Consider the following 22,015-nt stretch of genomic DNA (forward strand, 5'->3'; position numbering starts at 1 on the left):
CACGCACAAGTCGCTTGAAGCCTCCACCTCTAAGCGAAGCGTAGGTGGCGGGTAGTTCACGTCCAACGGCGAGCGGTCAATATTTTTTTCCCATCCATCCTTCCGCCCGAATCGATGATCGCAGCTGTTTTGCTTTAGGCGGAGTGCCGACAGGCGACGGCTGTCAACCGACGCGGGCGGGGGATCACTTTTGCTTTTCCGTCACATACCGCATCACTTCTTCAGCAAGAAGCGGCGGACAAATCACATACCCTTGCGCATACGTGCATTGCAAATCACGAAGCCGGTTGAGCTGTTCCGGCGTTTCCACCCCTTCGGCGATCGTCTCAAGCCCCAACCCTTGTCCCATCGTAATCATCGCCTTGACGATAGCCTCATCGGAGGCGTTGGCATGTAATTGTTCAATAAAAGCACGGTCAATTTTCAATATTGTCGCTGGCAACCGTTTTAAATAATGGAACGAGGAATATCCGCTGCCGAAATCATCGACGGCGATGCCGACGCCAATCTTTCTTAACTCGTCCATCGCCCGCAGCGTGCTGGACAGATGGCGGAGCATCGAATGTTCGGTCAGTTCGAGATGCAGGCACGACGGCGACAGACGCGACTGCCGAAGCGCTTGTTTGACATCATCCACAAACCGCTCATGCTGAAACTGGACAGGGGATACATTGACAAAAATCGCAAGCTGATCATCCCCCGTCATCTCCTGCCACCGCTTTGTCTGTTTGCAGGCCGTTTTCAGCACCCAGCGCCCAATCTCATGAATCAATCCGGTCTCTTCCGCCAAAGGGATGAATTCATCCGGCCGCACAAGCCCAAGCGTAGGGTGACGCCAGCGGATTAGCGCTTCCATTGCTCTTACCGCACGAGTATGTACATCCACAATCGGCTGATAGCAAAGAAACAGTTCATTCTCTTCAATCGCTTTGCGCAAATGGCCGCCCATTTCCAATCGATGCATTGCTTCTTCGTTCATTCGCGCGCAATAGCGCTCCACGCGGTTGCCGCCGCCTTTTTTTGCCATGTTGACAGCCATATCGGCGTGCCTAAGGAGCGCGTGTTCGTCCTCTCCGTCATCTGGAAACATTGCTAGACCAACGCTTGCTGTAACGAAAAATTCCTTTCCGTCGTACACAATCGGCCGCGCCACTTCGCGCACGATGCGGAGCGCCGCTTCCGTTGCCGCCTCGACCTCTGTTTTGAGCGGGAAAAGCAGGCAAAACTTGTCGCCATGAAATCGGCCAAGCTCCGCACCAAGCGGCAAGACGCGGCGAATACGCTCGACAAGTTGGCGCAAAATGTCATCTCCCGCGTAATGGCCGACACTGTCGTTAATCCATTTAAACCGGTCCAAATCGATCAAGGCAACCGCCGTCTTCCGCCGCTTCCGCTTCGCTTTTTCCAGATGTTCAGAAAGCAACTCCATCCATTTTGTCCGATTCGGCAAATTCGTATCGGGATCGTAGTAGGCTAAATACGCAATTCTTTTTTCGGCCTTCTTCTGCTCGGTAATGTTATGGCCAATGCCGTAAATGCCAACCTTTTTCCCATCGACAATGATCGGGATGTTTTTCATTTGGAAAAGAAGTCGTTCGCCCGATTTCGTCGGCAGTTCCAAATGATATGTCTGCACATTTCCACGCAGCGCCCGGTAAAAATAGCGGGTGACGCGGGGAATATCATTCGGATGAATATACTTGAGCGAATTCGTATACAGAATTTCTTCTTTCTTGTAACCGAGCACTTGTTCAAAGGCAGGATTGACGCTTGTCAAACGGCCGTGCAAGTCCATCGAATAGACAATATCGGTGTTATGTTCAAACAACGACTTATATCGTTGCTCGGACATCTGCAGGCGAACATGCAGCCGCTCCATATCGCGTGAGGACGTGGACATGAGCCGGGCCAGCGTCATGATTCCTTCCGGTGGCGCCGGCAATGGCAATGACAAACCGTTCTCCGCTGATGCCGCTGTTTCCGTCAGCGAAACAGCGGCAAACGCAGCCGGCCGCACAGCCGTATACGCATCTTTCATCAACACCTCGACGGCTGGAAACAGCGCTGCCTGTCCAAGCGCGGCAGCCACGCCGTCCAACAGCGGGCGCGTATACCCGCTGAGCGCCGCGCTGTAGTAAAGCAACATTCCCCGAGCTGGTTGCTTGACCGTTTGCATCGCTGCATCACGCACGCTCCAGTAAAAGGACGGAGCATGAACATAGGCAAACCGAACCTTTTCTCCATTATGGACATGGCCCCTTACGACAACCGAGCCATCCCGGTTGACAGCGACAATTGGCAGGCAGACATCGCGTCCGCTCCGTTCGACAAGAAACGGGAATTCCACTCCGGAAAGCGGCAGACGTTCGATAAATTCTTTGCCTAAATATCGTTCTAAATAAAGCGACGCTTTTTGCCCGTTGAGCTCGTCAATCTGCTGATCACGGCTTTTCGTGATGGAAAACGCCAAACCAATCGGCTCCCATAAGAATGGTGCGACACAGTGGCTGCGAAGCGCTGTTCCACTGAAAGAGACGGCGATCCCTCCGCGCTTAAGCCGACCGTCGGACGAAAATAACACGCTGCCTTCGGGAAGTGCGCAACCGACGATAGCCATTCGTTTGTTTGCAAGGGGCAAGTGGCGAAGCAGGGAAGGCAAAGCCGAGCGGTGATTCGTAAACAACAAAAGCAACGTCGTATCGTGATGGATGACCGCTTCCGCAATCAACGCCGCCATGCCATCCGGGCAGTCAAACTCATCGGCTGGCAGCACCAACGACGAAACGGTTGAAGACATCATCGACGTGATGCCAACAGCGAGATTCGTCTCCCCAGCCATTGGCAACGGTCCTGCCATCCCCATCATATGGGCACGCGGCCAACGACGGGCTACCGCGGCCATCGCATGGCGCACCGCTTCCTCATCGTTGCCTGCGACTTGGACAAACAACGTCTCATCCAAGGAAGAACTATGCTCCCTGATCCAACGATCCAGCTCCTCGGCGCGGCGGCAGCAGAACCAACGCATAAACGATCATGCCCCCTCCGCTGACCAATCAGGCCAGAAAATTCAAAAAATGATTATTTCTTTTACCATACCATATTTTCGTCTTTAACGTAATTTCCGACAGAAGTCTCCCCCCTCAAGGAATGTGCAGGGCAAAGCCCAATGAGTAGGTGGGAGATGAATGTCGGTTGGCGATCGCCGACGGATGTGGTAATTTATTGTTCGAATGGACGCCTTCGGAGCGAAGGAAAGCGTAAAGGGTTCTTGTGTGTGGCTTACCGTTCGGCGAACACGCATAAGTCGCTTGAAGCCTCCACCTCGAAGCGAAGCGCAGGTGGCGGGTAGTTCACCAAAAGCGGCAACCAATAGAAGGCTGCCGCTTCGCTTTAGAATAAGTCAAAACCAAGCGGCAGCAACAAACCAAGAAACAGCGTCACCGCAAGGGCAATGACCCATTGCGTCCATCCTGCCGCCGCGCTTTTCCCTTTTTTTTCAGCTGCTAAAACCATTTCCATCGCTCCGATTACCCACAGCCCGGCAAGCGCCTTTAGCCAATAAAGTGCAGATATCGAAGCAATGCTATGCAGCAAAAGCCCCCCCGTCACGATCGTGAGGATGTAAAACAGCCGCAACACCATTTGTACGATCTTGGCTTTGTCCGCCCTTTGCCGCTCCATTGACACCGCAAGGAAAAACAAAACAATCGTGATGAGCCAGCTCGTAATGTGGGCATGCGTCAACGTTCATCCCTCCAACCATTCCTTGTTCCTCCCCATCATAGCACGGCGGGCGGACGGTTGACAAACTTCGTGAAAACGAAAGAAGCCCTTTCTTTCAAGAGAGCGCCTTTCGAACACCAGTGGAAGCTTTTTCGCTTTCGCCGTTTACTCTCCCACTTTGTTGCGCAGCGTGCCGATGCCTTCCACCGTCACCTCAATGACATCACCCGTTTGCAAAAAACGCGGCGGGTTCATCCCTTTACCAACCCCGGCCGGCGTTCCTGTAGCAATGATGTCGCCCGGCTCAAGCGTAATGCCTTTGGAGATCGTCTCGATGATCGATTCGATGGAAAAAATCAATTGTTTCGTGTTCGCTTGCTGGCGCACTTCGCCGTTGACCTGCGTCTCGATGTGCAAGGCGTTTGGATTCTTCATAAATTTACTCGGCACGATCCATGGCCCCATCGGACAAAATGTATCCAAGCTTTTGCCGAGAAAATATTGTTGATGCCGCTCCTGCAAATCTCTTGCTGTCACATCGTTGATGATCGTATAGCCAAATACGTAATCTAGCGCATCCTCACGGCGGATTCCTCGCCCTTGTTTGCCGATGACCACCGCCAGCTCCCCTTCATAGTCCAGCTCATTGGTGACACCGGCATGGCGCAAAATCGTTTCCTCATGACCAATGACTGTTGTCGGCGCTTTCGTGAAGACAATCAAATGCTCCGGCACATCGGCGCCGCCGAGCTCCAGCGCGTGATCCACATAGTTTTTGCCGATGCAAAAAATATTTTTGGCCGGCCGCGGAATGGGAGCCAAAAGGCGGACATCGTTGAGGCGGCAAACGTATTGCGGCGTCGGATGGGCTAGCGCCCAGTCAACCACTTCTTGCGCCCGGGCGAGAAACTCCTCTCCTTGAGCAATTGCCGCGAGCATCGTCGTCGGCATCATCTCCGTTCCAGCCATCGCTCGTTCGGCGCGGCGCAAATGGACAACGCGGTCATCTCCTTGCGGCACGGCTCCGACAAACGTTTCTCCATCGAAAAGTGCGGTGATCAGTTTCATCGTATCTCTCCCTTTCTTTGGTTGTGCAGCGGTCGCTTCTTGGACTCTTCTCTTCCGCGCGTCTTCGCCATTTTGGCGCGTTGAGGATGATATTCGCCATCAAGGCGAAAAAGTCCTGTTTTTGTAGAATTTTGTCTAAATTAGGAAATTTATCACTTATTTTCCCGAATCGCTTCCTTTTTTCGTCATGATATGTATAATAATGTTTAGTTTCCGCTAGTGTGTCGATTGCGACTTTCGTCATACAACAAACGTCTTTTATCGACGCGTCATGCCTCAACCAACATTTCAAACGAATTGATGGTGAAGGAAATGGTTCTGTTGCAAATTGAAGAAAAACGACAACAAATGATTGAATTGGCGCTCACCTATGGATTCACGGCCAAAGAGACGATCGAGTGTAGCCAAGAGCTGGACCAATTGATCAATCAATATTTGCAGCAAACGAAGACTTTTGAATCACCATCTCCGTCCGTTCAGTAAGCGGCGGATTTTTATTGCCCCGGCCGGCGGCGAAACGGCGGCCGCGCTCCGTATGTCCCCCACCTCCACAGCCATTCGATCGGTCCGTAGCAAAACCGTGTAAGCCAGTGGCGGCTCACCCATACTTCAACCGCATACAAGGCAAACGCGAGCATCGTCTCCTGCCATGCGCTTGTGCGCCCGTACCACCCAAGCCCATAACCGTAAAACAGCGAGGTGCAAACAAGCGATTGCGCCAGGTAATGGGTGAGCGACATTTTCCCAACGTCTTGCCACCACCGCCAAACACGCCTCCAACTTGGTTTCCCACAGACGAACACGGCAGCAGACGCGTAGAACACCGCCAATGCGGCACCGCCGAAGCTGTCTTGGATGTACACGGTCAAGTCGTTGGCCGCAGCCCAATACGGAATGGTTTTCAGTGCTAAACCAAAGCATAGCGCCCACCCCATCAGGCGGCGCAGCTTCGCAGGCGGGTGACGGTCGGCTTCAAGCCAACGTTCGTAAGCAGCATAGCCGCCAAGCAAACAAAACGGCAGCACGGTCAACACCGTAAGTAGCAGCCCACCATCGCCGTTGATATACATCCAGTCGCTCCACCGTTGCCAAAATACATCACAAAACGCTCCGTTTCGATAATGGCGAACCGCCGCGGCCGCCGCGGTCTCGTGGCCGCCAGCTGTCTCCATTCCTCCGGCCAACACATCGAGAGTTAACAACAGCACCATGAAGCCGTGAAAAAGAAAAAAGAACGCCGCGGCCGCCGTCCGCCACCAACGAGGCGGGGCGGCAAAAAAGAAAAGCATAATCCCCCCTGTCATTGCGTAGGGAATCAAAATATCGCCAAACCAGAGGCCAAACGCATGAACGAGGCCAATCCCAAGCAAAAAAAGGAAGCGGCGCAAAAGAATCGGAATCGGCCGCTCCCCGCGGCTGCTGAGCCGGCGGAACATCATCACTGCGCTGAAGCCGAATAAAAAGGCAAACAGCGGATACGCGCTTGCTTCAAACAACACGTCGACAACCGCCGCCACCCCCCGGTCAAAGGCGCTTCCCTTGGCGCCGTCGTCGTATAACGCCGGCGAGGAAAAATAACGCATGTTGACAAGCAAAATGCCGAGCAAGGCGAATCCACGCAGCACATCCGCCGCGGCGATTCGCTCGGGCGATCTGATCATCGCTTTCTCCCTTCTTTCCACCGACTTGCCGCATACGAATCCGAAGATGCCCCACCACCTTGCCAGTGCACGCTTGATTCATTTCTCTGCTCGTCTGAAGGCGCATGCCTGTATCATCAGTTGACATAGCGGCCTGATTTTCCAATTGCATCCCAATACTGGCGACGCAAATGTACTTTTTGAATTTTTCCGGAGGCTGTTTTCGGCAGCTCATCGACAAACGTGACGCCTTTAATGGCTTTGAAATGAGCCAGTTTTTCCCGAGAAAAGGCGATCAGCTCTTCTTCTGTCACGTTGTGCCCTGGACGAACGACGACAAAGGCATGCGGCGTTTCGCCCCATTTTTCGTGCGGTGCGGCAATGACAGCTGCCTCAAGCACAGCAGGGTGTTCATAAAGCGCACCTTCGACTTCAATTGACGAAATATTTTCCCCTCCGCTAATAATAATATCCTTTTTCCGGTCAATGATATCAATAATTCTCCCATCCCCCTGTTTTATGTTTTAGAAAATTCATAATTGTATTATATAACAAAGATGGCATAAAGAAAAAGAGGGCCGTCCCAAAAGTCGTAAAATGACTTTTGAAGCCAGCCCTCTTTCTTGGCTAGTCCGCTCCATGGCGCCAAAAAAGAACCCGTTTTCTCCTTTTTTCCCAAAAACGAATGCTAGGCGAATCGGCTCGACAACAGCTAGTTATTTCCTTTCACCCCAGCGTCGGAGACATCGGGATCAACCGTATTCGTGACGTTGCAAAACGTATTCGTTTGCAAGAAATCGCCAGTATTTCCGCCTCCGGCACCTGAATTTGACTTCGTGGTGCTTTTCGGAGCGATTTGCAGCACATCCCCCATGTTGACAGTGCCATTGCCGCTTACGTTCGTCACTTTGATCCCACCAATGACGATTGCTGGCATCCTCTTTCCCCTTCCTTTCTGCCCGTTCCCTTTCTTTATCATACGCGGGAGCTGCTTTCCTCACTTGGACTCTCGCCCCGCATTGAACCGTTTTTTCTCTGTTTTCATACAATAACGATAGCGACACGACAAAAAAGGAGGGGGCTCTTCATGCCTTCATTTATCAGCGGTCCAATTAAAATCACCCATGTCAGCGGCGACGGCACGGTAAATTTCGGCGACGTCTTGCAAATCACACCAAAGAGCACGTTGAAATCCAACACCGGCTCAGGCGGCGGCAACAACGGCGACTTCCTGCAGACGAATACGTTCGTCAGCTTTACGAACACCGGTGATCCAGATGTGTTCGACTCAAATAATGCTGCCAACAATTAAAGCGAACGTTTCGCAGCTTGCTCCCATACACTAGTATCATCGAAGAAAACAAGGAAGGGAGCATGCCCACATGCCGGCTTTTGTCGGAGTCGTCAAACTGAACAGCATCGGAAGCAGCGGCGTGTTCCATATTGGCGATGTGTTTGCGATTTCTCCGCAAAGCGTAACGAAAACGTTCGCTGGCGCCGGTTCGTTTAACACCGGCGACGGGCTTCATATTTATAACTATTACAGCAACACGAATACGAATGACGCCGATGTCGCCGATGAAAATGTCGTCGGAAACGTTTGAAGGAGGAGAAGAGGGTGCACGTTTACATCAGCCAAAGCATCTGCATCCACCAATTGCGGATCGGCTCGGTCACCAATTCATCCGTTTTGCAAATCGGCAGCGCCGGAAGCATTCAAGCGCTCTCGACGCTTGCCAACACCGGCGGATTCACCGGTCCGGCTCCACAGGCGACCGTGCCGCCCGGTGCATCCGCTCCTCTCGTTCCTCTCCATTCAGCCACCCGCTAAATTTAGCGAAAAAAGTGATGAGAGCGAAAGGCCGTCCATATATTGAAGTAAGAGGGCTCTTTGGAGAGGATGATGGTGCACGATGAGTGTTTACCAGTATTTCGTCCAACTGCACCGCTATTTGTCATGGCAAACAAAAAAAATACGGGGGTTGGAACGCCGCCTCCACGCACTTGAAGCCCGGCTTCGGGAAATGGAGGCTCAACCGCGTACATCGATCGAACGAATTGAATATAAATTTGACCAGCTCAAAGTAGAAACGCTCGAAGGAACGCTAAACATCGGGATCGCTCCGCCTGGAGCCGGCGGCACGATTGAAGACTTTGCCGTCGAACCGGTCAAAACGGTGATTCCAAAGCCGGAACCGGTGCTCATGCGCCCGATTCAAGAAAAAGTGGCCGCCTATCTCAACGGGGAAGCGCCGGAAACGTTAAAACGCCTTGAGCAGCAATACGGCCGCCGCCTCGACGATACGTATCGACAGTTCATTTTGCAAGACATCGCCCGGCAAACGGACGAGCGCATCCGCTTCTACTTGCAAGAGAAAGCCAACCATGGCTACGTTCCATCCGGTGACCGTGATGAGGCGGTCGAAAATGAAATTTTTCAAAAAGTGAAAGCCGATATCGAACAATCACTCGATGCGTTTTTAAAACATTTGCCTTCAGGGGAGGGAGAGACGTGAATTATACAGTGATCAATCGCCATCTGCATGTTGGCGACATCCGCCTCGTGGCCGTCGCCAGCGCCTCACTGTTTTTAATCGGCGACGCCGATGCGATCCATTTATCATCAGCGTTTGACACGCCACCCGAATCGCTCATCATCGGTCCGTTTGTCCCACTTGTGCCGACCCGAGGGGAAGCACCGTGAAACGAACGTCAGTTGTGCAAACGTTCCATGCTGAAACGCTTATCATTAGCTCTGTCCTGCAAATCGGCGACTCAGAGCGAATTTCCGCCCGCACGCGCGCCTTTGCCGTTCAGCGGCAATATGAACTGTTTTTTGGTCCAGAAGGAGAACAAATATTCCCTGTTTTTACGAAGCCGATTCCGCGCTGGACTTCTCCATCGCCGGTAGCTGCACGCCAAACGCTCCATGAGTCCCCGATCATTTCCGTTCAGTCTGTGCGCGTGCTCGCCGTTTCTTCGTCCGCTATCATCCATATCGGCTCGACTTCGACAGCGGAGGCAGAGGCAAGAATTAAACATATCCGTCAGCTGGCCGGTTCTGAGTCAAGCGCGTCAACGAGAGGGAGGGATTCATAATGCCTTCGTTTGTCGGCCCGATTAAAATCAATAACGTTAGCAGCGGAGCTGTCGTTCAAATGGGCGACTGTCTGTACATCGCGCCGAAAGTCGCCACAAAAACGCAAGCCGGATCCGGTGGATTCAACACCGGCGATTTTGTGATGACGAACAACGCCATCAGTTTTACAAACTCATTTGATCCGGATGTGTTTGACCAAAATGTGGCCGCCAACAACTAACTGCAAAGGATGAAACCCTTTCATCACCTTTCTTCAACACGGCAAAGAGACCGCCGCATTAACGACCAAATGGGAGAAATAGGAGATCAGCCTTATCAGAGAAGGCCACCGAAACAAAAAAGAGCAAGGGAGCTGACCCAAAACGCGAATGCGTTTTGGATCAACCCTCCTTTCCTTATACATATACGCGCAAAACGCTGTTAGAACGGATCGAAAGAACCCCGCCCTCTTGAAACAGCTTTCCTTTGCCTAAAGCCCTTCCTGTTCGACGGGCACGTCAATTTACATCATTTCCAGTCGGACGCGCGTGCCGCGGCCGGACGGTTCAGCCGGTTCGACGATAAGCCGTCGCGGCAGACGGTTGCGAATTTCTTGAACATGGCTGATGACGCCGACCGCCAGCCGCTCGGTATGCAGTTTTTCCAAGGCAGAAATGACCGTCTCAAGCAGCTCAGCATCGAGGGTGCCAAACCCTTCATCCAAGAAGAAAAAGCGGAGCGGATATTCGCCGCGCAGCTGAATTTGCGCCGATAACGCCAGCGCCAACGACAGCGACGTCAAAAACGTTTCGCCGCCCGAGAGCGTCGATACGGGGCGTCTGACGCCGCCGTTGGCATCATCACGGATCAGAAACCCCCCCTGCGAATCCAATTCGAGCGAATACCGATGCCGTGTCAGCCGTTGCAGCCGTTCCGAAGCCATGGCGGTTACGTGCTCGAGCTGCTCTTCAGCCATAAATTCGACAAAGCTGTTGCCGCGAAGCAGCGCCTGCAGCTGTTTATACCGTTCGATGCGCCGGCTGAGTTCCGCCTGCTTCTCCTCAAGTTCAACAAAGCGGCTATGTTTTTTTCTCATCTCTTCCACCTTCGCTTGAGCCGCCCCGAGCTGCTGCGTCATCGCCTCCACTTGCTCCTTCAACTCGGCATATACACGTTGCATCGTCTCCCATTGTTCGGCGCTCACCGTCTCCCCCCCGATGGCGGCGGCCAGTTGGGCGAGGCGATGTTCAGCTTGCTCGATTTGGCGCCAATAGCGGCGGATCGCCTCATCCCATTCATCCCGTTGCACTTTTTTTGCCTTCGCTTGCTTGACTTGTTCGGCATCGGCAAACATGGTGTCCGAAAGCGCGCCGCGCCAGCGAGCGAGCGCCTCTTCTTCGCGGCGGGCGCTTTCTTCCCACGCCTGCTTGGCCGCTTTGGTTTCGCTTTCAAGCATTTGATATTCCCGCTGGACCCGCTGCCAGGCCTCATACGCCTGTTGCTCGCCGTTTTGCAATCGACGCCATTCGGCCTCCACCTTCTGAAGCTGCACGGCCGCTGGGTCTGAGCCCGCCTTCTCGCCCCGCTGCCGCTCATATTCATTCCATTGTTGCTGTTTGGCGCCGATCAGCGAGTCAAGACGCACCTGCTCTGTCTCAAGCTGACGCCGCTCTTCAGCCGCTTCCTCTTTCGCCCGCTGTTTTTCCTCTAAAAACGGCACGCTGTCCTCCAGCCGCTTTTGCACGTCACGCCGCATTTTTTCCCGTTCGCGCAGCTGTTCATACACTGCATCAATCGTCTCAAGCGAAAGCGAAGGATACGTCTGCCGCCATTGCTGTTCAAGTTGCCGCCGCTCTTCCTCCAGCCGCTGTTTTTCAACTTGCAACGCTTCAATGTCCGCCGCTGCCCACCGGCACGCTTTCTCTGCTTCGCGCCGCGCTGACTCAGCTTCGTTCCATTGGGCAAGCGCCCGGTAGACCGCTTCTTTCAATTCGATGACATCTTGGGCAAGCGCCCGCACTTCCACAGTGAGATCGATCGCCTCCTCCGCCGAGCGGTTTTCGGCAAACACAGGCGGCGCTTCATGTCCTACTGCCAGCTCGGCGAGTTGCTCGAGCTGCGCCTTGAACGAAATGATCGTTTGCCAATCTTGTTCATACCGCTGTCGCTCTGCCTCAAGCTCGGACAGACGCTCAAATTGGACATCGCGCGGCGCAGCGGCTGGATGCGGATGCTCGCACGATCCACACACTGGACACGGCTCACCGGGACGGAGCCGCTCAGCCAAGGCGGAAGCGAGGTGCGCCGTCCGCGCTTCTTCAGTTCGCTGTCGCTCCGCCTCTATGGCTTTCTGCAAAGTATACAATTGTTTTTCAGCGTCCTGCTGCCGCCAGCAGACGAAACGATACGCCCGCTCCACACGCCGGAACAGCTCTTGGAGTCGGGAGCTCGCAGCCGCTGATCGGCGTTCCCGCTCCAACTTTTCCTCTTTCGCCCGTCGCCAAACGCTTTCTTTTTGCCGAAGCTGAGCATCAATGCGAGCAATGGCTGATGCCGTTTGCTCAATATGCTGCTTCTGCCTGTATGCCTGCTCTACCTCATCTTTTCCAGCCAGCGCCTCCTCATGCCGTTTCAGTTCCTCTTTCAACTCCCGCTGCCGCTTTACGCCGCGCTCATACCAGACCGACGCCTCTTCAAACCGGCGGGCGGCTGCCTTCTCCCGGGCAATGAGCCGCTCCCTTTCTTCACGAAGAGCAGCGAGTTCCTGTCCAAGCACTTCCATTTGTTGCTCAAGCTGCGCCGCCTGCCGCAGCCGTTCCATCTGAACAAGCAATTCCGGTTCCCGCTGCGCCTTTTCTTGGCGCGCCCGTTCATAACGTTGCGCTGCTTCTTTATAGCTCGATTGGGCTTCCTCTAACCGACGAGCGAGTCCTTCATACCGACGAAACGCCTCTGCCCGCAAACGGCTCGCCTGCTCGCACTGCTCCCAATACGGCCAAATGCGCTCCGCTTGCTCGGCGCGCTCCTTTTTTTCCTCAAGCTCGCGAATGCTGAATTCGCGCCGCCGCAGCACGGCAAGCTCTTGTTCGACCTCTTCTTTTTCTTGCTGCCGCACCCATCGTTGTTTTGTTCGTTCCACATCTGCTTCGACTTCTTCTAGTTCTTTTTTTCGCTTGGCCAACAGCCCCGCGAGCTCCCGCACGTCCATCTCTGCCTGCTCGAGCGCTGCTTTTGAAGCGTCACCGAGCCCCGCTTTTTCCGCTTCGATTTTTTCCCATTCTTGCTCAGCGGCGGCAAGCCGGTCTTTCAACTTTTTGTTCAACTGATCGCCATACCGCTCAAGATGAAAGAGGCGCTGCAGCATTTGCCGCCGCTCCGCCCCTTTAAGCGACAGAAATTCGGCAAATTTTCCTTGCGGCAAGACGACCGCCCGGGTGAAATCCTCCATCGTCAAGCCGAGCAATTGCTCGATTGCCTTGTCCACATCCGATAGTTTATCGGCGAGCACGACCGGCTCGGGCCGGTGCTCGATCAGGCGGCAAACAGCGCTGCGCGTCCGCCACTCATCCACTTTTTTTAAGCTTCGTTCGACTGTATACCGTTTCGCTCCTGCCGCATTTTCCAGTTCAAACGTAAACGAAACGAACAACCCTTGCTCCGCGTGGTTGATGATCGCCTGCGTACGGTTAGCCGCCCGCTCGACGCAGCCGAACAAGGCAAGCGTCATGGCGTCTAAAATCGTTGATTTGCCGCTTCCAGTCGGCCCGAAAATGCCAAACACCCCACCCTCGCACAGCGCGGTGAAATCGATCGTCTGCTTTTCACGAAAGCTATGAAGCCCGGCGATCGTCAGCGAGATCGGCTTCATTCTTCCTCTCCTTCCTTCTCTTCTTCCGCCGCCAGCTCCAAAAAGAGGCGGACGAGCTCTTCATCCGGCGTTTGTCCCCCGGTCTGCCGTTCGTAAAATCGGTGAAACATTTCTTCGAGTGAAAGCGGCTCGCGGCTCATTTCCATCATCTCTTCCGCCCGATCGGGAAACACCGGGCGAATGTTGACAAATCCGGGATGAAGCTTACGCAGCCGATCAATTTCTTCCATTGTCAACGGCTCGGTCACATGAATCTCCAAATCGATCCAGCCGGATCGGTCTCTTCCCTCCTCGCACCAACGATGCACTTGGGCGAGCCCCTCCGTCGCCTTCCAGCGGATAAGCGGCTTGCCCGCGGAAAGCGGGATTTCCTCCACCTTAGCCGCTTCCCTCGGATGCACGTCGACGACCGTGACCGATTTGGCATGGCCGGCTTCGGAAAAGCTGTACGCCAAAGGCGAGCCGGAATAGCGAGCCGCCGTCTTTGCCCGCTTGACGTCCTGCGGCCGGTGCAAGTGGCCAAGCGCCACATATTGCGCGGCTTTCGGCAAGCTCTCCGCCGCCACCGTATAAGCGCCGCCGACTTCAATCGGCCGCTCGGAATCGGACGTATGTCCGCCGGCGACATAAAGATGGCTCATCGCGATATTGACGGTCTCCATCGTGAACGAGGCAGCCATCGCCGCTAATAGGGCGCGGATGCGTTCATCGTACCGATCGCGCATCGTTGTTTCCTCGCAGTCGGACGACAACAGCTCGGCAAGACGCGATTCGGACGGATAGGCCAACGGAGCGAGCATCATCGTTTCGCCGCACGATGGGACATCAATCCGGCAAACAACCGCTTGCGGGCGACCGAAAAGAAAAATATTGTGCTCAGACAGCAACGGCCGGGCGGCGCTGATCCGGTCGGGATGGTCGTGATTGCCGCTGATGATCGCCACGGGACGGCGTCCTTTGTCGGACAGGCGGGCGAGGCTTTCATAAAACAGCTGTTCCGCAGCCGCCGGCGGGTTGACGGAGTCGAACACATCGCCGGCCACAAGGATGACGTCGATTTGTTCTTTCTTGACAATCTCCACAAGCTCATCAACAAACGCCTCTTGCTCGGCCATCCGACTTCGTCCCTCAAGCGTTCGCCCAAAATGCCAGTCCGCGGTATGCAAAATGCGCATTCCTTCTCCTCCCTTGCATCACTCAACAGCCACAACAAATCTTCCATCAAACGAATACAAATAGCATTCCGCCACCGGCGCGCGCCAAATTTGTTCGATGGCCCGCCGGTACAAGCGCATTTGCGTCCCGTAGCGGCCGAGCAGAAAACGAGCCGCTTCATCCTGTTGTCCGGCAAAACGGCGGGCGACTTCATCCGTTTTATAGTCGATCATCACATAGCCGCATTCGTCGACAAAGACGCAGTCGATCACCCCTTGCACGAGGACGCACCGGCCGTTTTCCGTCCCTTCGCGGCCGTACAGTTCAGCCGCCGGAAGCCCCAAGCTGAACGGCACTTCACGGTGTACTTCGCGGGCAGCGCAAAGGCGGCGGCCAAGATCTGTAGCGAAAAAGGCAGCGATGGCTGCTGGATCGACCGCCTCAGCCTGTTCTGTCGACAGCAGCTCTTTGTCAACAAGGCGGACGATTTGACTGCGGATCGACGATTCATCAAGCGGCGCCTGCAAATCGAGATGGCGCATGACGATATGGAGGGCCGTTCCTTTTTCGGCCGGCGTCAACGTTTTCCCCTGCATGAAACGCGGCCGTGAAAACACCGGAGCTGTCCCTTGGCGCGGCCGCCATTCGTCCGCTTGCTCGCCAAAAAGTGCGCGATGTTCTTTGAGTTCTGACACCGATTGCTTGGCGCGCACGGCCGTTTCTTTCTCATACGAATACCGCCACAACAAGCGGCGTTTTGCCTCCTTCTGCCACCCTCCTTCCACGGGAACGGGTCGGCCTTGTTCGAGGGCAAGAAGCACGGCGCTATTCATCTCCTCTCTTGCCGCCTCTTCGCCGCGCAAATCGGCAGCCGGCACGATGGCGATGCGCCACACAGACGGATGGGAAGCGACCTCTTCAGACGCTTTCGTTCCCGCAAGCGCTTCTCCATCGCGATGACGAATGAGCGCCCGGCCGATCCAATCCAAGTAGGAGCGAGCCGAAGCCCGCACATCGTCAGGGAGAAGCCATCCGCGTTCTGAAACAACGCTTTTCCATTTTTCAATCTCCTTGGCCGCATCGTTGACCGACGCCAGCAAATACAGCTTCTCTTTTGCCCTTGTAAGCGCGACATACAAAATGCGCATCTCCTCAGCGAGCAACTCAAGCCGCTTTTTCGCTTGAATCGCCAACAACGGCAGCGTCGGATAGCTGATGCGCAGCCGTGGGTGGACAAAGCGAGCAGCGAAGCCCAGCTCTTTATCAAGCAAATATGGGTGATGCAAATCACGTGTATGAAACGAACGCGCAAGCCCGGCAAGAAACACGATCGGAAATTCCAATCCTTTGCTGCTGTGAATCGTCATGACGCGCACAACGTCTTCCTGCTCGCCGAGCGGACGAGCTGCTCCTAAATCGTCGCCGCGCTCTTGCAGCCGCTCGATGAAGCGAAGGAAGCGGAACAGCCCACGAAACGACGTCGACTCATACTGTCGTGCGCGGTCGTACAAAGCGCGCAAGTTCGCCTGTCGTTGCCTGCCGGCCGGCAGTGCGCCGACAAAATCATAAAATTGCGTATCGCGGTACAGCTGCCAAATGAGATCTGCTAATGAACGGCGGCGCGCCATCGTGCGCCAGCCGTCAAGACGGTCCAAAAAAGCCGACGCCTTTCGTTGAGCTTTGGCCTCTTCTTCCGTTTCCGCCCGTTTTTGCCGAAACGAACAGAGCGCTTCATAAAACGTGCCTTTTGGATCGGCGAGACGAATCATGGCGAGCTCATTCTCGTCAAAACGAAAGAGCGGCGACCGGAGCACCGCGGCGAGCGGAATGTCTTGGTGCGGGTTATCGATCACTTTTAACAGTGAGAGCATGACGGAAATTTCTGTCGCCTGAAAGTAACCGGATGATAAATCCGCAGCCGCCGGGATGCCTTGCGCCTGCAGCTGCTCGATCATCTGCGGCGCATGCGTCATCGAACGGACAAGGATGACGATGTCACGGTACATGGCGCGCCGCGGCTGCCCGCTTGAACGATCGTATACATAAAACGGCGCAGAAACGATCTCTTTGATTTTTTTCGCCATCAGCCGCGCCTCGAGCTCCGCCGCTTCCTCTTCGTCCTCTTCCGACGCACGCTGCCGGTTGATGATCATGACTTCCGGCGCCGCATCCTCCCCTTCCGGGTAATCGGCTCCGTATTTCAACTGCGCCGCTTCATCGTAAACCATTTCGCCGACGGTTTCCCCCATGAGCTGCGCGAACAGAAAGTTCGTTCCGTCCAACACCTCGCGGCGGCTGCGGAAGTTGCTCGCGAGGTCGATTTTCATTCCCCCTGCTTCTCCGTCGGCGGTGAATCGTTTGTATTTGCCCAAAAACAACATCGGCTCGGCGAGGCGGAACCGGTAAATGGACTGTTTGACGTCCCCGACCATAAACAAATTGCCGGTCCGTTCACTCCCCTTTTTCACCAGTTGCAAAATCGCTTCTTGAACGAGGTTCGTATCTTGGTACTCGTCAACGAGCACTTCATCAAACTGCGCTTGGTATTCCAAGGCGACAGGAGAAGGCTGCCATGCGCCCGTTTTCGGGTCGCGCCGCCGCAAAACATGCAAACAGTAATGCTCCAAGTCGGAAAAATCGACGATGCCTTTTTCCCGTTTCGCTGCTTGGAACATGGCGGCAAAACGCCGGACAAGGTTGGCAATCGTTTCAATGATCGGCTTCATCTCCCGCATATGGCGGAGCCAGACGGATGGATCAAGCGAAAATACATTGTCGCGCAGCCCCTCTATTTTCTTTTTCGCCTGATCGCGCAATGATTTGGCCTCATCGATCAGCCGCTCGTCATAATCCTTGCCGCGGCAAGCCGGAAGCCGCCCAAACGACAGCGTCTTGAGCGCGTGATGCAGCTCGACCCACGGTCCAGAAAGACGCGCTTCCAAATCAGCGATCAGATCTTGATCTTCGCGCAACCGCTCCGCATACGGCCGCGGTCCGCCCGGTTCTTCTGCAAGCTCAAGCGCCCTTTCGATCAGCCGTTTGGCCGCCGCCATCTCCATCGCGGCATGTTGCGCGATATAGCGGGCTGCTGGCAGCGTCTTGATATCTGTTCGTTCGTCGACATCATACATCGCAGTCAAGCCGTCCAGCCATTCGTCCGGCTCGGGATGGGAGCGGGAAAATTCATAAAGGGCGATAATCATCTCCTGCAACTCTGCATCGCTCCGGTCGCCCGTATAGGCATCCACCACAGCGAAAAACCGCTCGTTGTCCGGCTTTCCGTATTCCTCCTCAAGCAGCTCTTCAAGGACATCCTCTTTCAACAGCTCGATTTCCGTTTCATCCGCGATGCGAAACGATGGATCCAAATCGAGCAAATAGTAATGCTTGCGGACAACATCCAAACAAAAGGAATGAAGCGTCGAGATCGCCGCTCGGGGGAGCAGGCTGAGTTGACGCCGCAGATGGAGCGAATGCGGCCGCTTGGCGAGTTCGCGTTCAAGCGCCTCGCCGATTCTTGCTTTCATCTCCGCGGCCGCCGCATTGGTAAAGGTAACGACGAGCAATCGGTCGATATCGACTGCTCCTTCTTCCGCTGTCACTTTTTGAATGATCCGCTCAACAAGAACGGCCGTTTTCCCGGATCCGGCCGCCGCAGCGACAAGAATATCGCGGCCGCCTGCGGCGATCGCCTTCCATTGTTCATCCGTCCATCGGCTCCCAGCCGGCTTCGGACGAATCGTGACGTTCATTTATTCTTCCTTCCCTTCCGCTAGTTTTTCCATCACCGCTTCCTTCGTTTGCGGAGCAAGCTTCCGGTATTCGTTGCCGGAGAGGGCCTCATCAAATTGGCAGACCGGTTTAAATGAGCAAAAATCGCATGCCGTTTTATCTTTCAACTTGTACGGGGCGATCGACACGACGCCGTCGACGATTTGTCCGCCGATGTCGATAAACAAACGGCGGACATGCTGGCGAAGCGTGGCAAAATCGGATGGACTCGCCACCGACGAACGCGAATGGATCGACCCGCTTTTCGTAAGCTGAGCAGGCACAATCAGCGACCATTGTCCGTCTTCCGTTCGGCTGTCCATCAGTCGGATCGCCTCGACATCAGCAAGCAGCAGCCCGCGCATCCGAAACGGTTCAAGCAACTTTTTCGCCATTTCGATTTCGTCATCCACCCATTGCTTCGCTTGAACGATCGGATTGTGGATATGAAAATAAAGCACCCCGGCCGGCAAGGCTGGCTGTCCGACAAGCTGTTCGGCATACGTCAGCACGATGTCCAAGTAGGTGAGCATTTGCAGCGCCAAGCCGTAATATACTTCCGTTAAATCGAGCGTTTTCGCGCTCGATTTGTAATCAATAATGCGAAGAAGCACTCCTTGGCTGCTTTCCGCCTTATCGACGCGGTCGATCCGCCCGATGAGTTCCATCACAGTGCCATCGCGAAGACGAAACCGAAGCGGCGGCAGGTCGCCGTTCGGGCCAAACGAAAGCTCAAGTCCGATCGGAACGAATCCGCTCGCCCGCGCATGCTCACTTAACACATGGGTTGTACGAGCAACAACATGTTTTAATTTTCGTTTCATATATTCATAGCGATGAGAGCTTGAGAGCACTTGCTGCTGGATGAGCGGGGCGATTCGCTCGACCGCTTCGGCCGACAGCCGTTCGCAGTCTGGTCTTGACAGTTCGCGCCAATCAAGATGCTGTTCACGCAACCGATCGGCGATTTGCTTGATGGCGGCATGGAACAATTGCCCAACATCCGGTGCCTCAAGCCGGAAAACGTTTCGCTCTTTCAACCGCAGTCCGTGCGATGCGAAATGGGCATACGGGCATTTTTGAAACTGCTCCATGCGCGAGACGCTCGCCTGAATTTTTTCGCCGTACAGCCGCTGGCTCCACTTTTTTTTGAGCGGCTTTGCTCCGTTTGTATAAAAGAGCGCGGAAACAGCATGCCGCACCTGCTCCTTCCAGTCCCGGTGGCCGATGAACGTGTTATATACATCCCACCAAAGCGGATCGATGCCGTAGTTGCGCTTCCATGCTTGGAGTTGGCTGATTAAATACGTTTGCGTCGCCCGCGGCGCGGTCACGAACGCCTCTGCTTTTTCTGCCGGGGCGTCGAACGGGTCGTTGCCGCACAGATGCACCGGAGCATGCGGAAACAGTTCAGCCAGCTGCCTGATGAGCGGTGAAGGCATCAGCGCCTTCCCTTCGCCATCAGCAAGCGGATACGTGACGTACAGCCGGCGGCTTGGGCAAACGAGCGCCAAGTAAACAAAAAACGGATCGTAAAACAGCTGCTCCCGTCCCCCCGGAGCAAGCGCTGCCCCCATTTCGCGCAGCTGCTCGCGCTCCATTTCGGCCATCAGCCCGTCGTCCTTCACTTTCGCTGGAATAACGCCCTCATTGGCGCCGATTACAAACGCATAGTGCACCCCAATTAAACGCGAGCGATCAAGCTGTGCGACGATCACCTGGTCCATCGCCGGCGGCACGAGGGAGAATTCGAGCCGATCGAGCCCAGCCTCAATAATCTTGGCAAACTCGTTGAGCGACAGCGATTCTGTCCCAAGCATTTCGACATATTGATCAAGCAGATCGATGACAGCGTTCCATGCCTGTTCATGCTGGCGCGCTTCAACGAGGCGGCCGTCTGCTTCTGCTTGCGCGCTCATTTTCTCTAGTTTTTTTGGAATCTGCAATTCTTCCAAAAACAGATATAATGCCATGCAAAACCCTTGTCCGTCCTCTGCCCGGCGCAGACGGCGCTCCAACCGGCGGAGCGGGGCGGCCAGCGCCTCGCGCCATTCATTGAGCTTGTCCTCAAACTGGCGCTCCTCGTCTGTCTGCGGCACGTTCAAACCGTCAAGCGCCTGATAGCGCCGATACGTCCAACGCTCATTGTTTGTCCACTTATCCCCTTTGATTCCGTAAGCAAGCACATAATTTTCAAGCTTGTCGGCCGCCTCGCGCCACATATGCAGATCACCGTCCGCTGGAAAAAGCAAATCCGTTTTCACCGCCCGAAACACCGCTTCATATCGCCAACGCGTCACGACCGTCTCTAAGGCAGCGCGCACGAGTTCAATGAGCGGATGGTGGTGCATCGGCTCTTTTTCATCCATAAAATACGGGATCCCAAAATCAAAAAACACCGTTTTCACCAGATCACGGTACGCCTCCGTCTGGCGGATGATCAGCGCAATGTCGCGATAGCGGGCCCCTTCATCACGGACAAGGCGAATAATTTCGCGTGCGACCGCTTCGATTTCCGCTCGGCGATTGGACGCCTCATAAAGATGGATGGCATCGGTCTCTGCACGATATGGAAGCAACGGGCGGCGATGAAATTGCGCCTCAAGATGTACGAGAGCCCTGTCCTCATGGCGGCGGTTGGCCGAAAGCACGATCGGCTCTTCGATCGCAATATCATTGCTTAGCGCCAGCTCGCACAACTGACGGTATGTTTGCGCCGGCAAATAAAAGAGATGAAGTTCGTCCGGCATTCCGTCGTCATACGGCCGGTCGATCGTCAAACACACGGTGACGCGCCGGCAATGGCGAAGAAGCTGTTCGATGATCATATATTCTTGCGGCGCGAAATGATGAAAGCCATCGATATAAATGTCAGCATCCCGCAAATAACTTGAGCGCGGAATATGTTCAGCCAGCAGACGCAAATAATCTTCCGAATCAAGATAGTGGCCGGCAAGGCCTTTCTCAAGCTCCTCATAAACGAGCGCCACATCGCTCAACTTATCAGCCAGCAAACGGCGCCCCGGCTGGCTTGACCCGTTCTCGAGCGCTTCGGCATGACGGCGGAGTTCATCGGGCGTCAAGCAATATCGCTTACATTCAGCGATCATTTCGTTCAGCTGCTCAATAAAGCCATGTTTGTCCGCCGCGCGCCCAAACAGTTTCAGCTCTTGTCTGCGTTGCTCAATAATTTTGCGGATCATCATCTGCACGCCAACATCATGAATGTGATACCGGGTTATACCGCCTGTTTCCTGCAGCACGCGCCAAGCGAGGCGAGTGAAACTGAACACTTGAGCCCGAATCATCCCGCCCACTCCATCGGTATGTATCAACGCGTATTCACATTGAAACGTCATTTGCTCTGGAACGAGATAGACGATCACCCTTCCTTTTGGATCCTCTTGCAGCTGACGGCGAATTTCTTCGAGGCAGACAGCCGTTTTCCCACTTCCTGACCGCCCGAGCAAAAACCGCAGCGACATTGTATCCACCACCATTCGTTTCCTCTATTTGTTTTATTTTAGCACGTATGTTCGTTTTTAGGAAGAAAAAAACGCCTTCCGGCTGTGGGTTATATGGAGGCAATCTGAAACGTTAACGTTTATTTCTTTTTGTGGAGCGAGCCGACATGTCAGCGACTGTCGGACGGCTGAACAACCTCGCTTCGAAGGATCCCATTTATTGGTCTGCGAAGCTTCACTTCGT

At 54.6% G+C, this 22,015-nt stretch carries 17 protein-coding genes and 1 pseudogene; 8 read left to right on the forward strand and 10 right to left on the reverse strand.

Translation table 11 applies throughout. The annotated features are described in order from the left end of the window. Window positions 1–184: 184 nt before the first annotated feature. From N685_RS0101830 to N685_RS0101840, 3 genes are all read right to left on the reverse strand, one after another. Window positions 185–3,028, reverse strand: a complete 2,844-nt coding sequence (locus tag N685_RS0101830; protein WP_031405356.1) for an EAL domain-containing protein — start codon at window positions 3,026–3,028, stop codon at window positions 185–187. A gap of 365 nt (window positions 3,029–3,393) precedes the next feature. Further along, window positions 3,394–3,747, reverse strand: coding sequence for a YisL family protein (locus tag N685_RS0101835; RefSeq protein WP_031405358.1), 354 nt, complete (start codon window positions 3,745–3,747; stop codon window positions 3,394–3,396). Between the two features lie 144 nt (window positions 3,748–3,891). Beyond that, window positions 3,892–4,794 carry a fumarylacetoacetate hydrolase family protein gene (locus tag N685_RS0101840; RefSeq protein ID WP_031405360.1) on the reverse strand — a complete coding sequence of 301 codons (903 nt, stop codon included), beginning with the start codon at window positions 4,792–4,794 and terminating at the stop codon, window positions 3,892–3,894. Window positions 4,795–5,106: 312 nt separating this feature from the next. Here N685_RS0101840 and N685_RS0101845 point away from each other — a divergent pair, with 312 nt between their 5' ends. After that, window positions 5,107–5,277 carry an aspartyl-phosphate phosphatase Spo0E family protein gene (locus N685_RS0101845; protein ID WP_031405362.1) on the forward strand — a complete coding sequence of 57 codons (171 nt, stop codon included), beginning with the start codon at window positions 5,107–5,109 and terminating at the stop codon, window positions 5,275–5,277. A gap of 11 nt (window positions 5,278–5,288) precedes the next feature. Here the strand turns inward: N685_RS0101845 and N685_RS0101850 are convergent, their stop codons facing one another. From N685_RS0101850 to N685_RS0101865, 3 genes and pseudogenes are all read right to left on the reverse strand, one after another. Next, a complete protein-coding gene (locus N685_RS0101850; RefSeq protein ID WP_031405364.1) occupies window positions 5,289–6,455 on the reverse strand; it encodes a DUF418 domain-containing protein in 1,167 nt (388 codons plus the stop codon). Window positions 6,456–6,571: 116 nt separating this feature from the next. Beyond that, a pseudogene (locus tag N685_RS0101855) lies at window positions 6,572–6,931 on the reverse strand (AMP-binding enzyme); the annotation flags it as partial. A 215-nt stretch (window positions 6,932–7,146) separates the two neighbouring features. After that, complete coding sequence (locus N685_RS0101865) at window positions 7,147–7,371, reverse strand: spore germination protein (protein WP_031405368.1); 225 nt, start codon at window positions 7,369–7,371, stop codon at window positions 7,147–7,149. 150 nt (window positions 7,372–7,521) lie between these two features. Between N685_RS0101865 and N685_RS0101870 the strand changes: the two genes are divergently transcribed. The 7 genes from N685_RS0101870 to N685_RS0101900 all read left to right on the forward strand — a co-directional run bounded on the left by N685_RS0101870 (window position 7,522) and on the right by N685_RS0101900 (window position 9,754). Beyond that, a complete protein-coding gene (locus tag N685_RS0101870; protein WP_011230194.1) occupies window positions 7,522–7,746 on the forward strand; it encodes a spore germination protein in 225 nt (74 codons plus the stop codon). A 70-nt stretch (window positions 7,747–7,816) separates the two neighbouring features. Next, the gene (locus tag N685_RS0101875; RefSeq protein ID WP_011230193.1) at window positions 7,817–8,038 is read left to right on the forward strand and encodes a spore germination protein; all 222 of its coding nucleotides are present in this window, start codon (window positions 7,817–7,819) and stop codon (window positions 8,036–8,038) included. Window positions 8,039–8,052: 14 nt separating this feature from the next. After that, window positions 8,053–8,265: a spore germination protein GerPB gene (locus N685_RS0101880; RefSeq protein ID WP_013146201.1), complete on the forward strand. Its 213-nt coding sequence runs from the start codon at window positions 8,053–8,055 to the stop codon at window positions 8,263–8,265. An 82-nt stretch (window positions 8,266–8,347) separates the two neighbouring features. Next, window positions 8,348–8,950 (forward strand): spore germination protein GerPC, encoded by a 603-nt coding sequence (gene gerPC, locus N685_RS0101885; protein ID WP_031405372.1) that lies wholly within the window; start codon window positions 8,348–8,350, stop codon window positions 8,948–8,950. Next, window positions 8,947–9,138, forward strand: coding sequence for a hypothetical protein (locus N685_RS0101890; RefSeq protein WP_020755034.1), 192 nt, complete (start codon window positions 8,947–8,949; stop codon window positions 9,136–9,138). Before gerPC ends, N685_RS0101890 begins: the two co-directional genes overlap by 4 nt. Further along, on the forward strand, window positions 9,135–9,533 hold the full coding sequence (locus N685_RS0101895; RefSeq protein WP_031405377.1) for a spore germination protein GerPE: 399 nt from the start codon (window positions 9,135–9,137) through the stop codon (window positions 9,531–9,533). Before N685_RS0101890 ends, N685_RS0101895 begins: the two co-directional genes overlap by 4 nt. After that, window positions 9,533–9,754 carry a spore germination protein gene (locus N685_RS0101900; RefSeq protein ID WP_031405378.1) on the forward strand — a complete coding sequence of 74 codons (222 nt, stop codon included), beginning with the start codon at window positions 9,533–9,535 and terminating at the stop codon, window positions 9,752–9,754. Before N685_RS0101895 ends, N685_RS0101900 begins: the two co-directional genes overlap by 1 nt. A gap of 282 nt (window positions 9,755–10,036) precedes the next feature. On the opposite strand, the gene N685_RS0101905 is transcribed toward N685_RS0101900, so the two are convergent. The 4 genes from N685_RS0101905 to addB are packed head-to-tail and all read right to left on the reverse strand — an operon-like array spanning window position 10,037 to window position 21,792. Further along, entirely contained in the window at window positions 10,037–13,381 is a 3,345-nt protein-coding gene (locus N685_RS0101905) for an AAA family ATPase (protein ID WP_031405380.1), read from the reverse strand. After that, window positions 13,378–14,556 (reverse strand): exonuclease SbcCD subunit D, encoded by a 1,179-nt coding sequence (locus N685_RS0101910; RefSeq protein WP_031405382.1) that lies wholly within the window; start codon window positions 14,554–14,556, stop codon window positions 13,378–13,380. The genes N685_RS0101905 and N685_RS0101910 overlap by 4 nt, the downstream gene beginning before the upstream one ends. An 18-nt stretch (window positions 14,557–14,574) precedes the next feature. Next, a complete protein-coding gene (gene addA / locus N685_RS0101915) occupies window positions 14,575–18,288 on the reverse strand; it encodes a helicase-exonuclease AddAB subunit AddA (RefSeq protein WP_031405384.1) in 3,714 nt (1,237 codons plus the stop codon). Next, the gene (gene addB / locus N685_RS0101920; protein ID WP_337588986.1) at window positions 18,289–21,792 is read right to left on the reverse strand and encodes a helicase-exonuclease AddAB subunit AddB; all 3,504 of its coding nucleotides are present in this window, start codon (window positions 21,790–21,792) and stop codon (window positions 18,289–18,291) included. Window positions 21,793–22,015: the final 223 nt, after the last annotated feature.

This window comes from Geobacillus vulcani PSS1 (assembly GCF_000733845.1).
GTDB classification, from domain to species: domain Bacteria; phylum Bacillota; class Bacilli; order Bacillales; family Anoxybacillaceae; genus Geobacillus; species Geobacillus vulcani.

What these genes read in the sequence shown, in the direction of transcription:
- N685_RS0101865 (WP_031405368.1), bottom strand. Translation starts at nt 7,371, where the DNA reads ATGCCAGCAATCGTCATTGGTGGGATCAAAGTGACGAACGTAAGCGGC.
- addA (WP_031405384.1), bottom strand. Translation starts at nt 18,288, where the DNA reads ATGAACGTCACGATTCGTCCGAAGCCGGCTGGGAGCCGATGGACGGAT.
- N685_RS0101870 (WP_011230194.1), top strand. Translation starts at nt 7,522, where the DNA reads ATGCCTTCATTTATCAGCGGTCCAATTAAAATCACCCATGTCAGCGGC.
- N685_RS0101900 (WP_031405378.1), top strand. Translation starts at nt 9,533, where the DNA reads ATGCCTTCGTTTGTCGGCCCGATTAAAATCAATAACGTTAGCAGCGGA.
- N685_RS0101845 (WP_031405362.1), top strand. Translation starts at nt 5,107, where the DNA reads ATGGTTCTGTTGCAAATTGAAGAAAAACGACAACAAATGATTGAATTG.
- N685_RS0101905 (WP_031405380.1), bottom strand. Translation starts at nt 13,381, where the DNA reads ATGAAGCCGATCTCGCTGACGATCGCCGGGCTTCATAGCTTTCGTGAA.
- N685_RS0101910 (WP_031405382.1), bottom strand. Translation starts at nt 14,556, where the DNA reads ATGCGCATTTTGCATACCGCGGACTGGCATTTTGGGCGAACGCTTGAG.
- addB (WP_337588986.1), bottom strand. Translation starts at nt 21,792, where the DNA reads ATGTCGCTGCGGTTTTTGCTCGGGCGGTCAGGAAGTGGGAAAACGGCT.
- gerPC (WP_031405372.1), top strand. Translation starts at nt 8,348, where the DNA reads ATGAGTGTTTACCAGTATTTCGTCCAACTGCACCGCTATTTGTCATGG.
- N685_RS0101830 (WP_031405356.1), bottom strand. Translation starts at nt 3,028, where the DNA reads ATGCGTTGGTTCTGCTGCCGCCGCGCCGAGGAGCTGGATCGTTGGATC.
- N685_RS0101840 (WP_031405360.1), bottom strand. Translation starts at nt 4,794, where the DNA reads ATGAAACTGATCACCGCACTTTTCGATGGAGAAACGTTTGTCGGAGCC.
- N685_RS0101875 (WP_011230193.1), top strand. Translation starts at nt 7,817, where the DNA reads ATGCCGGCTTTTGTCGGAGTCGTCAAACTGAACAGCATCGGAAGCAGC.
- N685_RS0101850 (WP_031405364.1), bottom strand. Translation starts at nt 6,455, where the DNA reads ATGATCAGATCGCCCGAGCGAATCGCCGCGGCGGATGTGCTGCGTGGA.